This is a genomic window from Alteromonas sp. ABH4_454, assembly GCF_056311775.1.
On sequence record NZ_CM149972.1, the window covers coordinates 3,319,859 to 3,335,157 of the forward strand.

The 15,299-nt window shown below is 42.7% G+C and carries 14 protein-coding genes; 8 read left to right on the top strand and 6 right to left on the bottom strand.

The features are described from left to right. Positions 1-96: 96 nt before the first annotated feature. Both ACYX4W_RS14585 and ACYX4W_RS14590 read right to left on the bottom strand, forming a co-directional pair. Entirely contained in the window at positions 97-753 is a 657-nt protein-coding gene (locus ACYX4W_RS14585) for a hypothetical protein (protein WP_476073652.1), read from the bottom strand. 15 nt (positions 754-768) lie between these two features. Continuing rightward, positions 769-3,216, bottom strand: a complete 2,448-nt coding sequence (locus ACYX4W_RS14590; RefSeq protein ID WP_474806316.1) for a zinc-dependent metalloprotease — start codon at positions 3,214-3,216, stop codon at positions 769-771. A gap of 222 nt (positions 3,217-3,438) precedes the next feature. On the opposite strand from ACYX4W_RS14590, the gene ACYX4W_RS14595 reads away from it, so the two are divergent. Further along, positions 3,439-3,681, top strand: a complete 243-nt coding sequence (locus ACYX4W_RS14595; RefSeq protein WP_474806314.1) for an HP1242/YdcH family protein — start codon at positions 3,439-3,441, stop codon at positions 3,679-3,681. A 71-nt stretch (positions 3,682-3,752) separates the two neighbouring features. Here the strand turns inward: ACYX4W_RS14595 and ACYX4W_RS14600 are convergent, their stop codons facing one another. After that, positions 3,753-3,998, bottom strand: a complete 246-nt coding sequence (locus ACYX4W_RS14600; protein ID WP_474806312.1) for a hypothetical protein — start codon at positions 3,996-3,998, stop codon at positions 3,753-3,755. 47 nt (positions 3,999-4,045) lie between these two features. Then, positions 4,046-4,273, bottom strand: a complete 228-nt coding sequence (locus ACYX4W_RS14605; RefSeq protein WP_474806310.1) for a type II toxin-antitoxin system CcdA family antitoxin — start codon at positions 4,271-4,273, stop codon at positions 4,046-4,048. Positions 4,274-4,433: 160 nt separating this feature from the next. On the opposite strand from ACYX4W_RS14605, the gene ACYX4W_RS14610 reads away from it, so the two are divergent. Together ACYX4W_RS14610 and ACYX4W_RS14615 are read left to right on the top strand one after the other, a co-directional pair. After that, positions 4,434-5,657 (top strand): aminotransferase class I/II-fold pyridoxal phosphate-dependent enzyme, encoded by a 1,224-nt coding sequence (locus tag ACYX4W_RS14610; RefSeq protein WP_476073653.1) that lies wholly within the window; start codon positions 4,434-4,436, stop codon positions 5,655-5,657. A gap of 136 nt (positions 5,658-5,793) precedes the next feature. Then, positions 5,794-6,969: a saccharopine dehydrogenase family protein gene (locus ACYX4W_RS14615; protein ID WP_476073654.1), complete on the top strand. Its 1,176-nt coding sequence runs from the start codon at positions 5,794-5,796 to the stop codon at positions 6,967-6,969. Between the two features lie 196 nt (positions 6,970-7,165). Here the strand turns inward: ACYX4W_RS14615 and ACYX4W_RS14620 are convergent, their stop codons facing one another. Then, complete coding sequence (locus tag ACYX4W_RS14620) at positions 7,166-8,347, bottom strand: pyridoxal phosphate-dependent aminotransferase (protein WP_476073655.1); 1,182 nt, start codon at positions 8,345-8,347, stop codon at positions 7,166-7,168. Positions 8,348-8,721: 374 nt separating this feature from the next. On the opposite strand from ACYX4W_RS14620, the gene ACYX4W_RS14625 reads away from it, so the two are divergent. Beyond that, on the top strand, positions 8,722-8,985 hold the full coding sequence (locus ACYX4W_RS14625; protein ID WP_474856928.1) for a DUF7218 family protein: 264 nt from the start codon (positions 8,722-8,724) through the stop codon (positions 8,983-8,985). 188 nt (positions 8,986-9,173) lie between these two features. On the opposite strand, the gene ACYX4W_RS14630 is transcribed toward ACYX4W_RS14625, so the two are convergent. Beyond that, positions 9,174-9,716, bottom strand: a complete 543-nt coding sequence (locus tag ACYX4W_RS14630; RefSeq protein ID WP_476073656.1) for a hypothetical protein — start codon at positions 9,714-9,716, stop codon at positions 9,174-9,176. 267 nt (positions 9,717-9,983) lie between these two features. Between ACYX4W_RS14630 and ACYX4W_RS14635 the strand changes: the two genes are divergently transcribed. The 4 genes from ACYX4W_RS14635 to ACYX4W_RS14650 all read left to right on the top strand — a co-directional run bounded on the left by ACYX4W_RS14635 (position 9,984) and on the right by ACYX4W_RS14650 (position 14,939). Then, positions 9,984-10,499 carry a GrpB family protein gene (locus ACYX4W_RS14635; RefSeq protein WP_476073657.1) on the top strand — a complete coding sequence of 172 codons (516 nt, stop codon included), beginning with the start codon at positions 9,984-9,986 and terminating at the stop codon, positions 10,497-10,499. A 213-nt stretch (positions 10,500-10,712) separates the two neighbouring features. Beyond that, positions 10,713-11,702: a DUF1852 domain-containing protein gene (locus ACYX4W_RS14640; protein WP_476073658.1), complete on the top strand. Its 990-nt coding sequence runs from the start codon at positions 10,713-10,715 to the stop codon at positions 11,700-11,702. Positions 11,703-11,854: 152 nt separating this feature from the next. Then, positions 11,855-12,895: a methionine synthase gene (locus ACYX4W_RS14645; RefSeq protein ID WP_476073659.1), complete on the top strand. Its 1,041-nt coding sequence runs from the start codon at positions 11,855-11,857 to the stop codon at positions 12,893-12,895. A 541-nt stretch (positions 12,896-13,436) separates the two neighbouring features. After that, positions 13,437-14,939 (top strand): GGDEF domain-containing protein, encoded by a 1,503-nt coding sequence (locus ACYX4W_RS14650; protein WP_476073660.1) that lies wholly within the window; start codon positions 13,437-13,439, stop codon positions 14,937-14,939. Positions 14,940-15,299 lie beyond the last annotated feature (360 nt).

Consider the following 15,299-nt stretch of genomic DNA (forward strand, 5'->3'; position numbering starts at 1 on the left):
TTGTGACGAAAGTGCCAAATCAAATAGAGAAACAAACTACTCACTAAATCGTACCAGCTCAGACTTGATCTGACAGTTACCCTACTTTCAAGGTAACTAACCACACCCTACTTCACCCAAACTAACGCGATATTTAAACTCACCACGCTGATTAAATACGTCAAAACCATTATCAGAAGCTTTAAGCTCTAGCTCCCGTACCCAATTTGTTTTTTCAATAAACTTTAATTCATAGCGGTTTAAAGGTAGTGGGCATTTTAAATAGAAATAATGGTAGGCCGTACCCATTGCACCTGGATCTGCGGTAAACACGTAAATAGTGTTATTTTCTATTGCAAATTCTTTATGAAAGTAGTCTCGGTTAGCTCCTAGTGTTGCATCAATCAGAACACCTAATAGACCTATCGCAATCTGAATGAGTGCCACTATTGCTAAAACACTGCTCAAAGCAACAGTTAACCATTTACTTTTAACAAGATATCTCAATGTACCGTGCTGCGTAAAGAGCAGGTAAACACCTGCACAAAGCGCTATAAGTTTAACTAAGGCTAACGCGTCGCCGACCTGTGACATGAACCTGGGGGAATGGTAGTTCAAGTCCCACAGCACACCGCCATACAGACTTTCTGCTAATGGAACTATTATTAGAAGTAGTACAGCGAGTAAAGGAGTGATCAAGGCCGCAAAGGTTCCTTGCGGCACTTGCTTATTACTCGGGCTATGGTTTTGCTCTAAACGCGTTGTCCCTAACATTAATTATCAGCTTCCTTAAATCGGCGATCCTGGCGGCAGTGGCTCTACCTCAAAGCTACTTGGCCATGCCTTACTCGCCCAATAGGTATCAAACTGCTCTTTCAGTATTTCATACTGATTGTTGTCTGCTTCATCGTCTAACCATTCGCTAAATTCAAGCAAGGCGAGTTCAGCTTCCAATCTTACTTCGGGTGCTAGCTTGTCGTTAGTTACTGCTTTCATCACTGCATTTAACGCCACTAACTGTAAGCGCTTGGCTAGCGGGCTTTGCGACTTGTTTTTATACCAATGTACGCTAAGTATTTGCTTCACTAGCATTGAAACGCCCACTTTTTTGCGTCTATCGTTAGTGCTTCTTGTTTGCCACTCTAGGCGGTTCAAGCGCTCTGGGTGTAATAACAACTCAAAAGCAAAGTTGGATGCCGAAGCAGCGGCAGAAACAGGGTCTAACATTAAGCCCATTTTGCCCTTAAAGTGCTCGCGAGTAATGTCGTCACCGTATGCTGTGGGTGGAATGAGCGCGAGGACCGACTCAGGAATAGTTAAGTAATCGGCAGTAGTGGCGGTAATCAACTGCTGCATTGCGCGTTGCTGCACCGCGGGTGCTACAAACTGCTGGCCCTGCGCTTGGGTATAGTCACCTTTACGTTCATATTCATACACCAAGCCGCCCACTTGCTTTGCTACAGCTTCTAGCTGATAGCGATGTAGCAAGTAAATAGGTACTAAAGCATTTTCAAGAGACGATAAACTACTGTTTGGGCTTAAGGTGTCCAAACCTAAATTGGCTAGTGCCTGTTCGCGCACTTGTGAAATTTGATCAAAGGCATCTAGCGGGTTGCTGCCGTTTTCCCACATATGGCCGTTTGCCGATGCATGGCGACTGCTGCGGGTATCTGGGTCTGATTTAAAGCTTAAGCCCTCGTTGCGACCTTTTACGATAATTTTTGCCAAAGCTTCGGCTTCTTCTACGTCGCTGGCAAAGTCTTGGTAACCATACGCTACGGCGTGTATATCCCATGCGCCTATACCTTTCTCATAGGCACCTTCTAAGCTAATTTTGCCATTTTTAATGCTAATTTTGGGATGAGGATAATCCATCACCGACGCACGGTTGTTTTCACTTGCGGCAAAATTGTGTGCTATGCCTAACGTATGCCCTACTTCGTGAGCAGACAGCTGCCTAATGCGATCCAAAGCCATTTCTTGCTGAGCAGTAGTGTCGGTGTTGCCTTCTTTAAACGGGCTGGTGAGGCCAAGGGCGATTAGATAATCTTGTCTTACACGCAGCGAACCAAGTGTAACGTGACCTTTAATAATTTCACCTGTACGTGGGTCGACAACCGACGAACCGTATGACCAACCGCGCGTTGCGCGGTGCACCCAGTTAATGACGTTGTAGCGCACGTCCATGGGGTCTGCACCTTCAGGCAGTACTTTTACCTGAAACGCGTCCTTGTAGCCTGCAGCTTCATAGGCTTGATTCCACCAGCTCGCACCTTCTTTAAGCGCTGTCATTACTGGCTCGGGGATACCAGGGTCAAGGTAGTACACAATAGGCTCAACAGCTTCGCTCTTCGCCGCATGCGGGGTTTTCTTGTTTAAACGGTGGCGGGTAATAAATCGCTGTTCGGTAGGTTCACTAATAGGGGTTGAATAATCAAAGTAGCTGAATTTCCAGTAGCCAGAATATGGGTGGTATTCTCTGGGTGTGTAGTTGTCGTCAGGCAGTGCCACAAACGAGTGATGCAAGTGAACCGTCACACTTTCTGGGTCGGGCGTAACTTGCTGCACGTATTCGCCCGGCTTTTTGCCAGCAAAAGTGACTAGAGCCTCTAATTCAGTATTCTTTTCAAAGCCTTTGGTTTTTGGTAAGTACACGCCACTTCGCATTTTATCTACGCTGAAGCTACCTTGCTTGGTGCGTGCCATACGGTTGCCGATACCGTGAATATCACTTAACAGAAAAGGCGTATAGTCGATAAGGCTAGTGTTATCGCTTTTAGCTACCAACGTAAAACCAGCAATGACCGAATCTGCGAAAGCTTCATCAATACTCTGCTTTTCGGCGTCGCTGCCGTGGGTCGCGCGGTATTTGGTATTGTGCTGCTTTAATAAAACCTTGTTACCAAATTTTTCAAAGCTGACCAAACGCGTATCGCCAAGTTGTCCGCGATCAAGGCCAATATCGTTTGAACCTACACCATACGGCAAGCTGCTTTGGAACAAATATTCAGCATCGCTTGTAGGCACGGCCAAGTAAACTTTGTCGCTTTCATCGTCATAGTAAACAGGAATTAAACCATCTTTTTTGGTCATGTCGCTGGTGAATTCACCAATGCTTGGTAACGCTGCCCAAGCTGAAGAGGCAGACACGACAAACAATACCGAAAACGCAATAGTTGATTTACCTAATGCATTAACCTGTCGCGCGGCTTTGTGAAAAATGTTCAATTGCAGCATGCAGTTAGTCCTTATTATTGTGAATTTCTAGCCTACCCTATGTGGTGGGCTTTGCCCATGGTAATTCGTCGTTTTAACGCTACTCCTCGCCCGACTCTAACATTGACCGCCATTATCAATAATTTTTTGAAACTGATTGCTGTACTCGGAGCATTATATCTTGATAAAAGTATTGATAATCTAGCTTTGCTGTTATGAAACAAGACAATCAGGAGAACGATTATGTTAGGCGAAAACCACTCACTACTAAGCGACTTTCCAGAACACGAGGATACGATTAACCGTTTAAATGCGACTTGCACTGACTTTGCCGAAAAAGCAAAACGCTATCACAGTTTAGATGATGAAATTAGAAACCTTGAAGAGCTTGGCTCACCCGCAAGCGATGAAACATTACACCAGTTGAAACACGACCGCGCCGAGTTGAAAGATGAGCTTTATCAGGTGTTGATAAACGTTAAGTAGACATCCATATAGTATGCGAAGCTGCTGGTTTAATGGGTGATTCGTTTAGTCGAGCATTTTAGAACCAATCTCTAAAAACCATCGATAAGTAAATCAATGCCAGCTTTAATTTCGTTTCTCATATTTTTAAGAGGCTGTTCGGCTAGGTGCTTCAAGCCGCGCTTTGAAACAGTAGCAATATCAAGTAAGTCGATGTAGTAAAGGACGCCATTCACCTCACAGGGTATTTGTAAGTCTTTCACGTATGGTTGTCCATCCAGTATCTTTAATGGCGCTACTAACAAGCTTTCCACTTCGTTAAAAACTGTGTTAGTCAAGACGATAACTATAGAGGATGAATATCTACATACTGAAAACTGACTTATCACGATAGCTGACCGATTGACTCCGAAAACGTTCCATTCTTAATTACTTTGTCATTATGAGCTTTAAGGGCGCCATCATTCTGCTTGAACCATTCTGCTTTTTTTTTCTCGTTTACTGCCCTAATTAAAGCGGCTTCAAAAACCTCAGAAAGCTTTATATCGAGAGACTTTGCCTCATTGAGAAGGTCACTATTTATCGATGTATTACAAGAAACTTTTTGACGCATAACTACCTCAAGCTAATCTACTAAAAATATTATGCGCAAAAGTTGTGCGCATAGCAAACGCAGCCCCTTTCCTTTTTCAAAGATTTACTTGAATCACAGTCAAGAGTAAGCCCTAATTGCGTTATCGATTCAACCAGCTCAAACTATGAAGGGTTTTATTTTGAAGTTTGCCTCTCGCGCTACCGCTATTTCTCCGTTTCTTGCCATGGCCTATGGCGAAAAAGCCACCGCACTGGAACTGCAAGGTAAAGATGTTATTAGGCTTAATCTAGGCGAGCCTGATTTCGGCGCCCCCGCGCCCGTACTTGCGGCAATGAAAGAAAGCTTGGACACCCCAGATTTTCCCTATACCTCCGCATTGGGTATTCCAGAACTACGTCAATCAATCGCTAGTTTTTATGAAACTAAACATTATGTAAAAGTAAGCCCATCACGAGTCGTAGTTACCGCTGGTGCTTCAGGCGCGCTACTTTTAGCAAGCGCCGCTTTAGTAGAGCCTGGCGACAACGTGATATTGGGCGACCCATCTTACCCGTGCAATCGACGATTTTTAAACGCGTTTGGCGCAGAAGTAACGCTAGTACCAACACGTAGTGAGGATAACTTTCAGCTAACCGCCGAAAGTGTTGCCGATAATTGGAAACACAATACGAAAGGCGTGCTTATCGCCACACCTGCCAACCCTACAGGCACGGCAATAGATACAGACGAGCTGATTAAGATTGGACAATACTGCAAAGCCAAAGGTGGCTTTTTAATAGTTGATGAAATTTATTTAGACCTAGCGCTTTCATTGGATGTTCAAGTGGATGCTGGCGCGTTTCAATCAAATGAGAACAAAGGCGCAACACTCCAAACTGTGCTTGCCAACGCAGAACTGCAGGACACTGTGGTAGTTATAAACAGCTTTTCAAAATATTTCGGTATGACGGGTTGGCGTCTCGGCTGGTGCGTAGTGCCTGAGACTATGACCCCAATAGTCGAAAAGCTCGCGCAGAATTTGTTTATTTGCCCCTCTACCCTTTCTCAAAAAGCCGCACTTTCTTGTTTTACCCCTGAAACGTTGGCGCAGTGCGAGCAAAACCGCAATACGCTAATAGAGCGTGCATCGCTTGTTTTTAAAGCACTTCAAAATATGGGGCTTAACTTGGATGCTCAACCCGACGGCGCGTTTTACGCTTACATCAACATTAAGCATACAGGCTTAAGTGCTATCGAGTTCTGTGATGCCCTGCTCGAGCAGTATCAAGTGGCGCTGACACCAGGCAATGATTTTGGCGAGCACAATGCTGATCATTATGTAAGGCTTTCTTTCGCTACCAGTATAGAGCGCTTGAATGAGGGACTGGCTCGACTAGCTACTTTTGTTAAATCATTGCGCTAGTTGTTTTTTATCCTCTGTTTAATTTCGTGAATAGACAAATATTACCTAAAAAAATGATATATATGGGCGCTTGTGCGTATATTGGGAAGTGCATATTGATGACACGTGTCGAAACGGAATAAAACAGGACAAAACAATGAGTAACGAACGCGAATTTGATGTAGTTATCTTCGGTGCTACAGGTTTTACGGGCAAACTAGTGGCTGAGTATTTTCAGGCGCAGTATGGCAGTGACAGCAATGTTAAATGGGCAGTGGCTGGTCGTAACGAAGCTAAACTTAATGACGTAAAACAAGAACTAGGCATTAGCGATAGCGTTGCTAGTATTGTAGCCGACGGCGATGATGCCGACGCACTTGATGCCATGACAAAGCGCACAGCCGTTGTACTGACTACCGTAGGGCCTTATCAAATTTACGGCGAAAAGTTACTTTCTGCGTGTGTTGATAATGGTACAGGCTATACAGATTTATGTGGTGAACCAGCGTGGATGCACCAAATGATCAACAAGTACGAAGCAAAAGCTAAGGAAACCGGTGCAAACATTGTGTTCTCTTGTGGCTTCGATTCTGTGCCCTTCGATTTAGGTGTTCACTATTTACAAGAACATGCGAAGAAACAGACCGGAGAAGTAATCGAATATGTAAAAGGTCGCGTTCGCAAAATGCAGGGCACGTTCTCTGGTGGTACAGTTGCTAGCCTAAAAGCAACCATGGCTGCAGCGCATAAAGACAAGTCAGTAATGGCAGCGCTTATCAACCCTCTTTCGCTAACCGATGGTTCGACTAACCAACAACAGCCAGATGGCAACAAACCTTATTTTGACGAACAGTTAGGTACGTGGGTAGCGCCATTTATTATGGCGGCAATTAATACTAAGAACGTTCACCGCTCTAACTACCTAGCAGGCTATGCTTACGGTAAGAACTTTCAGTACGATGAAATGATGATGACCGGCCCTGGCGAGAAAGGTGAAGCCATGGCAAACCACGTCGCTAAAGATAAGTCGCTAGCTAGCGATGATGGCCCTAAACCTGGAGAAGGCCCAAGTAAAGAAGAGCGTGAGAACGGTTTTTACGATGTAATGTTTGTAGGTACCGCCACCAATGGCGACATGCTAGCCGTTTCGGTTAAAGGTGATAAAGATCCTGGCTATGGTTCTACTAGCAAGATGATTTCAGAATCGGCGCTTTGCCTGTGTAAAGACGTAAACCTATCTGGCGGCTTTTTCACACCAGCAGCAGCTCTTGGTGATAAGCTAATAAGCCGCCTAGAAGAGAAAGCAGGCTTAACGTTTGCTATCGAAAAATAACGGCCCAAATAAGGGCTGAAATAAGGCCAAAAATAGAGGCTTAAGTAAGAGCTAAAGCAAGGACTAAAGTAAAGTTTAAACTTAGTCTAACCTATAAAAAACTAGCGTGCATTTTCGCACAACGAATATGAAAAAGGCTGAACGCAACTAGTGTTCAGCCTTTTCTTTCTTCGCTAGGTGTTATTATTGTTTTTTTCTAAGCAAGTACTGCTTTTAGTGCTTTAACGCAGGCATCGGTTTCTGCTGGCGTACCAACACTAATACGTGACCATGAGTCGTAACCGGGCCAGGTACGCCCTACTACCTTAATACCCTGTGCTCTCATCTTCTGCGCAAACTTGTCGTGCGGCATACCCGTATCCATGTAAATGAAATTCCCTTGTGGATTCGGTGCATAGGGCTGTTTTAATTCTTTGGCGACTTTTACTAACTTGTCACGTTCAGTCTTAATCCGTGAGCGCATGGTGTTTAGGTTCGCGTGGTCATCCATGCTAGCCATACCCGCAACAAGTGCCAAGTAGTTTACGCCACCCATGCGCAACATTCCGCCCAGGGTTTTAGCTTGCTCAGCTGGCATAATGGCGTAACCTAAACGCTGGCCTGCCATGGCGTGAATTTTAGAAAATGTCCGGCAAATTACTACATTGTGCCCTTCTGAAATAAGCTTCGACTGAACGTTGGCCGGGTAAGCGTCAGACATTTCAATGTAAGCTTCATCAATAAATACCTGTGCTTTTTTCGACACACGTTTCGCAAAAGCGGTCAGTTTGGCCGCATCTACCATGCTACCCGTTGGGTTATTTGGGTTACACACATAAACGGCGGTTGTATCTTCAGTTACTGCTGCTTCAATGGCGTCTAGGTCGAATGTCATATCATCAGCGAGCGGCACGTAAGTTACATCTGCCCCCATAAACTCAGCGCCTCTCGGCACACCTTCATAGGTTGCCATAGAGGTAACTAGCTTATTACCATTTTTCGTGATCCAGTCGGCATAGCCGAAAAGAATAGGTGAAGAGCCGTTTGTGATAACGATTTGATCGGCAGAAACGCCCTCTTGCTTAGCAATTTTTTGCGCTAAAACTTCAACCGTAGCATCGGTATAGCGTGCTAGGTTTAAAAGCTCGCTTTGCATCGCTTTTGCCGCTTTTTTCGAAGGTCCAAAGGCGTTCTCATTTGACGATAAGCGAATAAGACCATCGTTCACGTTAGGTGTAGCCGACGGAAAATGTTCAGTGGGCATTCCCGCCGCATGCAGGTCGCCCATTATACTGTCGACACTCGTGGTTAGTGCCACGGCACCAGCCCCTAAACCTACCGATTTTAACCAATTACGACGTGAAGAATTTATCGTGGTTTGTTGTACGTTTTTATTCATATTTCGCTCAGCCTTCCATCTACAATGTCTTTAGACTAAAGGCTCGGTTTTAAACGCGCAATAGCCTAAAAGCGCTAAACCATTGACACAAATGCACTTTTCCCGTGCACAAAACGCACTAAAATTGACAATGTAAGTAGTTTTAATGTGTTAAGGGGTTACATTGCGGTGCAGCGCCCTTTTACCCATTTAGACGTTTGCGATGAATGACATTTTTTCTCGTATTAGCAGCAAAACTATTACTGACTAAACCCATTGTTCTCTGGATTGAATCACCAAGTCGCTCACCTAACCTAAACCATCTAGGCGAATACCAAGTATGAAATACTATAAACATCTCAGCTTCTCTCACCATTCACAACAGGAGTTTTAAAATGGCTAAGGACCACGGTAACCAAATTAAGAACGACGATACCTATGAGGCCCTTCGCGAGGAAGGCTATAGCAAGGAGAAGTCAGCGCGCATTGCCAATGCACAAGCCAATAGTAAACAAACTCCGTCAAAAGACGGCGGCAAAGCAAATAAGTACGAAGATCGCACTAAAGATGAGCTCTATCAAAAAGCCAAAGAAGTGGGCATTGATGGGCGTTCAAACATGAGTAAAAACGAGTTAATTGATGCGCTGCGTAATCACTGAGGGGGCTTTGGCCGTTACAACGCAGCGTTAAAGGAACGCATATACGGCCATTATTAAGTGTCAGCGCACAGTTATTATTGAACCCTAATTAAAAGTCCGAGGGATTGGCCGAACTTTCAGGGCACAGCGAAAGTATCTGTGGCACAAAATCCAGCAGATACAATTAAAAGAACGATACAATTGCGCAACTATTGCGACTTCCACTCTTTGTATTCAAGTTGGGCTTTGCGCATATTTATTAATAACTTAGTTAGTTCAGGATCTTTCTTAATGACTGTTTCCATATAGGCAAAAGACTCTTCTCTGTCGCTAACTGTTAAGTCTTCGATACCTTTCATCGTCGGTCTAGGCATGTTTTGCCTAAGTGCCTGCTGAGTTTCCTTGTACATCCGATCAAGCGCATACTGGGGATAGCAGACAGTCTTTTTAATTCGGCTGTTTACGGATGATTCTTTTCTACATCTTACTTTGAACTTTTTGTTGTCCGCTAATGCGTTAAATCGTCTGTAAAAATCCAGCTCCGTTCGCTGAATTTTACGTAGGAAAAAACCACTATTTTTATTAACTTTACCTTTTACTTCAACGACTTCTATATCTTTGGGTTCAACGAACTCTTCTTTGTCGCTAGTTTGTGGTGTTGCATTAGCCATACAGCTAATAAATAACCCAGAAGCTAAAAGTAATGAAAAGCGCGAGGGCGAAACAAAATTAATACGTTTGATGAGATTCACTGGGTGCCTCCTTGCGGTCCTATCAGACAAAAATAAAAAAACTAGACTTAATAACTTCTAGTATTAAATGACTGGTTTCAAGTATTAAGTTGTAAATTAAGTAAGTCAAGGCATCTAATTTATTCAATGTAAGTATTTGTTAACCCAATGCGTTTTTGTTTGCATTAAAGCCGTTATTGATACCAGCGAAATGGTTTAAGTTGCTACCTTTTTCTTCTTGAATGAAAAACGAGCCGAGTTTGTTAATTAACGCAGAAAGGTTGCACTATGAAACGCCAAGAGCGAGATAAAGTTGAAATTGTGCCTTATAAAAAAGTGTGGCTTGAGCAGTTTGAAATTGCTAAGCGCTGTTTATTAACTGCGCTAGGCGATATTTGCGTTTGTATTGACCATATTGGCTCTACTTCTATTCATAACATGCCAGCGAAAGATCGTATCGATATTCAAATTGGGGTTAGTGAAATATCTCCTGCTATTTGCGACACGATAAACCAGCGAATAAGTCAATTAAACTTGCCTAACGCTCACATGAGTCAAGATCATTTACCGCCTGACGAATCATGCCTTGCGGACTGGCGTAAAATTTACCTGCAAGGGGTCACAGACCAATGGTCGTTTAAAGCGAATATTCATATACGAAAAGTAGGCGCAAAAAACTTTAAGTATGCTCTTTTATTCAGAGATTATCTTAGAATTGATGACGATACCGCAAGTCTTACGCGTTCTTCAAGCAAACCCTCGCCTCTCGAATTCCTAACGATAGAGACTTATATTCACAACTGAAAGATCCGGTCTGTGACCTAATCATGATCAGTGCTAGGCGTTGGGAGGATAAAACCACGAAACCTTCTCTCCCCAATAAAACATGAGGATATTTCATGTAAAAATGAAATTAAGTCATTTTTATTCATACATAAAACCGCGTATAAATTTATCCATAGCTTTTTACAGCATTTACATTACTCGGTTTAATCTTAGGAATAGAAGCGCATTCTCATGAACAATAACGTGGATACAAATTTCTCTTTTACTATTAACAGCGTTCAGTTTAATGAAGATTATCGCCCTTCAGACAACACGCGCATTACCACTAACTTTGCTAATTTAGCGCGAGGCGAGCGCCGAAAAGAAAACTTACGCGATGCGTTAGGTATGATTAACAATCGGTTTAATGCTCTAGCTAGTTGGGACAATGAGCGTGGCGATCGCTATGCTGTTGAATTAGAAATAGTATCGGTAGATATTGATGTTGAGGGTAACGGCAAAACCTTCCCTACGATTGAGATTTTGCAAACTAACATTATCGATAAAAAAACGGGGAAGCGCACCCAAGGTATTGTGGGCAACAATTTCTCGTCTTATGTTCGAGATTATGATTTTAGCGTTCGTCTTTCTAATCATAATCGTGGCCAATCGTCATTCAGCGTTCCTAACGATTTTGGCGATTTACACGGTAAACTGTTTCAGTATTTCGTTAACTCTGAAGCCTATAAAGCGCACTTTTCGAAACTCCCTGTTATTTGCTTGAGCGTTTCCGATAGCAAAACCTATCGCAGAACCGAAAACCAGCACCCTGTTTTAGGCGTTGAATATCAACCTAACGAGTCCTCGTTGACCGAGCAGTATTTCAAAAAGATGGGCTTAAACGTTCGCTATTTTATGCCGCCTAACAGTGCCGCCCCCTTCGCCTTTTACTTCTTTGGCGACTTACTAAACGACTACACAAACTTAGAGCTTATAAGCACTATCGCGACAATGGAAACGTTTCAGAAAATCTATCGTCCTGAAATTTATAACGCTAACGCGCAAGCAGGTTTAAGCTACAAACCAAATTTGAAAAATAGCGATCACTCGTTAACACGCATTGTGTACGACCGCGACGAACGCAGTCACCTCGCCGTAGAGCAAGGCAAGTTCGTGGAAGAGAACTTTATTAAGCCTTATCAACATAAGCTACAGCAATTTACAGCAAGTTACGCTAGATAAATCCTCTGGAACTGGCGGTTGGAAACTTGTGAATTGCAGTTTACCAGATGCAATCGACATCTCGATTAGGCGAGCCTCTAAATTTTAATGGGGCGCTCCAGCCTGCCCCACAGGCATTCACAATAACTACTGACTTAAAGAATACGAATCACATGAAAAAATTACTCCCCACCTCTATTGCTGGCAGTCTTCCAAAACCTTCATGGCTTGCTGAGCCTGAAACGTTATGGTCGCCATGGAAACTAAAAGATAATGCCTTAGAAGAAGGTAAAAAAGATGCGCTTCGCGTTACGCTTCAAGAGCAAGCTGCATCTGGCATCGATATTGTTTGTGACGGTGAGCAAACCCGACAACACTTTGTAACCACGTTTATTGAACACTTCGACGGTGTTGATTTTGAGAATCGTAAAACTGTACGAATTCGCAATCGTTACGACGCGAGCGTACCTGTTGTAACGCAAGCAGTTAAACGACCAAAATCGGTATTCGTTGAAGATGCCACGTTTTTACGAAGCCAAACTGATCAACCTATTAAGTGGGCGTTACCAGGTCCAATGACTATGGTTGATACCCTGTATGATGATCACTATAAAAGCCGCGAAAAGCTCGCGTGGGAATTCGCCAAGATTCTAAACCAAGAAGCGAAAGAACTAGAGGCTGCTGGCGTTGATATTATTCAGTTCGACGAACCCTCGTTTAACGTATTCTTTGATGAAGTGAACGAATGGGGAATTGCTGCGCTAGAGCGCGCTATTGAAGGGCTAAAATGTGAAACTGCGGTACACATTTGCTACGGTTACGGCATTAAAGCAAATACCGACTGGAAGAAAACGCTAGGCTCAGAATGGCGTCAATATGAAGAAAGCTTCCCTAAGCTAGCGAAGTCGAACATCGATATGGTGTCATTGGAATGCCACAACTCCCACGTACCCATTGAACTCATTTCCTTGCTAAAAGGAAAGAAAGTGATGGTAGGTGCCATTGATGTTGCCACTGATACCATAGAAACGCCAGAAGAAGTCGCCGCTACTTTGCGTGAAGCATTGAAGTACGTAGACGCAGATAAGCTCTACCCTTGTACTAATTGTGGTATGGCTCCCCTTTCACGAGATGTTGCAAGAGGGAAACTTGAAGCCCTTAGCGCTGGTGCTGCGATAGTAAGACGAGAATTAACCCTTAAGCGCTCTGCTTAACGCTAGTTTTATTATTTTCCTTCATATCGTTAAAGCAAGTTTGTAAAAAGGCAAACTTGCTCCCCTTTACTTTCATAAGCTAGCTAAACACTGCTCCCCCGTTTTTTTGCAGACCAATGTCTAATCGGTTAACGTTTATATAATTTTTATTAGGCATCAGAAGCATTTATTCATTTTTTGTCTAAACTAAAACAATAGCCTCGCTCCCGATATCAGAAGACGCATTTATGTAACGTCAATTTTGACAGAAAGGGAGTTGCAGATTACATGTTGTAGCTAACTCCACTGTTCAAAGCGATAATGACGTTAAAACTATTAATAAAAAGCCAAGTTAAATTAGTAACCTTTAGCATCTTAACAGTACTTTTTTCAATTTCCTCTTCTCTTTCGTTTGCAGCTTGAGAGTGGTAATAGCATTTTAGAAGAAGCCTATGAGATACGAAGTTCAAACCCCCAGAAATCGAAAGAGCTGTTTCAAAGCTTAGATAAATCAAGCTTAAGCGAAGATGATAAGGAGCTTTATGATTTTACTGCAGCTTATATGGAGCTTGTAGCTGGAGACCTATTGGGTGCCTCAGAAGCGTATCAACACATTGCAAACGGTGATTATTCGTTTCGCTATCAGTTTCAATCATACGCAGCGCTTGCTGCGCTCAATGCTGCAACCCAAAATTGGGCTGAGGCATTCTCTGCTATGGATTTTTTAACTGAGAATTTAGACAAGGTCACTGATCCCTTAGTTAAGGAACAAGCCCACAATGCGATAATCAACTTTTACAACTCTATTGACGAGAAAGAAACGGTGATTAGTTATGGAAACTCGTTGATTAACGGGCAACACTCTCCCCGATTCACATGCTTTTTACACATGCAGCTTATCGTTGCTTTAGTCTCTACACAGAATGATTCACTCTCTGAAGACAGTTTTACTAAGGCGCTAAACTACTGTGAAAATGCAGAAGAAAAGATAGCGCTTATTGCTATTTACACACACTACGCTACTTATCTGTACAACAAAAACGAAATTGAAGCTTCATTAGCGGTGTTAAATTCGCATCTAAACGAAGTTGAAAGTACTAAATATCCACCATTGTTAGAAGAGTATTACGCATTATTAAGCAAAATCTATTTTTTACGCGAAGAGTATGAGAAAGCACAAGAATACGCTTACAAAGTACTAGGCGAGGAAGAAGATACGGGTTATGCAGTCATCTCTGACATAGATGCTTATGAAGTCTTATATCAAATCGCAGAAAAACAGAAAAATTATGAAAAGGCGTTGCAGTTACATAAAGACTATGCAAAAGCGCGATCGCTTAATTTATCTAGTATGAGCAATAAAATGTTAAGCATTCATAAAGCACAACAAGATAGTTTAATAAAATCGAACAAAATTACTCTACTCGATGCGGAAAACTCCCTGTTAAAAGCCAAGGCACAGCTGGCGCAGGAGGAAAGCAATATACGCAGGCTTATTTATCTTGTGCTATTTATGGCGTTTTTAGTAATAGCTTTTTGGCTGTACAAAAAACGAAGCCATTACATTGCACTTGAAAAAATCTCGCAAAGAGATGGACTTACGGGTATAGCCAACCGCACCTACTTTACTAAAATATCAGCTGAGCTTATAAATTATGCTGATCAGCATGCAAGGCCTGTTAGTCTAATTATTTTTGACTTAGATGATTTTAAAAAAATAAACGACACCTATGGACACCAGGTAGGCGATCAAGCGCTTCTGAGTGCGGTTACTGCTGCATTAAAAGGTTGCAGGCCAGATGACTACATCGGGCGCTTGGGTGGTGAAGAATTTGGCATTATTTTACCTAACTGTGATTTAGAACAAGCTATGACAGTTGCCCAGCGCTGCCGGAAACAAATAGAACTCACGAACCAATCAAGTTCACAACACTTCAAACTTACAGCAAGCTTTGGCGTAGCGAGCGCTCCTAAGGTCGCTTACGACTTTGAAGCTTTGTTTGAAAACGCAGATAAAGCACTTTACCAATCGAAAAACTCGGGCAAAAACCGAGTTAATATTTAGTCTGATTGTTTATCCTCAATTAATAGCACGACGGTGAGCAACACATTTCCCTCGCGTGTAATTAGGGTGGTAGTGAGTGATCAAAATTAAGAAGAAGCCGCCCATAATTAACCTATTCGCAACAATTTAATTAACACTCTCAGCGCGTCGATAAAAGCACAAATTAATACGCTGAAATGCAAAACTAATTTTCATATGACCAATAGTTGACCTGCCAAACCAGATCCCCCAAATTTCGGTTGCAATATCTGTATTTTTATTGGAGTGAGCTCAAGGTGAAATTAGGTTAATAAGCGCTCATTCACACCACAATTTGAACAATTGGTTATGAAAGAAACTAGATCTGCTCACGTTTAAAAC

Bases quoted from the DNA above. Each gene is read 5' to 3' on its own strand.
- ACYX4W_RS14585 (WP_476073652.1), bottom strand. From the start codon at position 753: ATGTTAGGGACAACGCGTTTAGAGCAAAACCATAGCCCGAGTAATAAG.
- ACYX4W_RS14590 (WP_474806316.1), bottom strand. From the start codon at position 3,216: ATGCTGCAATTGAACATTTTTCACAAAGCCGCGCGACAGGTTAATGCA.
- ACYX4W_RS14595 (WP_474806314.1), top strand. From the start codon at position 3,439: ATGTTAGGCGAAAACCACTCACTACTAAGCGACTTTCCAGAACACGAG.
- ACYX4W_RS14605 (WP_474806310.1), bottom strand. From the start codon at position 4,273: ATGCGTCAAAAAGTTTCTTGTAATACATCGATAAATAGTGACCTTCTC.
- ACYX4W_RS14615 (WP_476073654.1), top strand. From the start codon at position 5,794: ATGAGTAACGAACGCGAATTTGATGTAGTTATCTTCGGTGCTACAGGT.
- ACYX4W_RS14620 (WP_476073655.1), bottom strand. From the start codon at position 8,347: ATGAATAAAAACGTACAACAAACCACGATAAATTCTTCACGTCGTAAT.
- ACYX4W_RS14625 (WP_474856928.1), top strand. From the start codon at position 8,722: ATGGCTAAGGACCACGGTAACCAAATTAAGAACGACGATACCTATGAG.
- ACYX4W_RS14635 (WP_476073657.1), top strand. From the start codon at position 9,984: ATGAAACGCCAAGAGCGAGATAAAGTTGAAATTGTGCCTTATAAAAAA.
- ACYX4W_RS14640 (WP_476073658.1), top strand. From the start codon at position 10,713: ATGAACAATAACGTGGATACAAATTTCTCTTTTACTATTAACAGCGTT.
- ACYX4W_RS14645 (WP_476073659.1), top strand. From the start codon at position 11,855: ATGAAAAAATTACTCCCCACCTCTATTGCTGGCAGTCTTCCAAAACCT.
- ACYX4W_RS14650 (WP_476073660.1), top strand. From the start codon at position 13,437: ATGGAGCTTGTAGCTGGAGACCTATTGGGTGCCTCAGAAGCGTATCAA.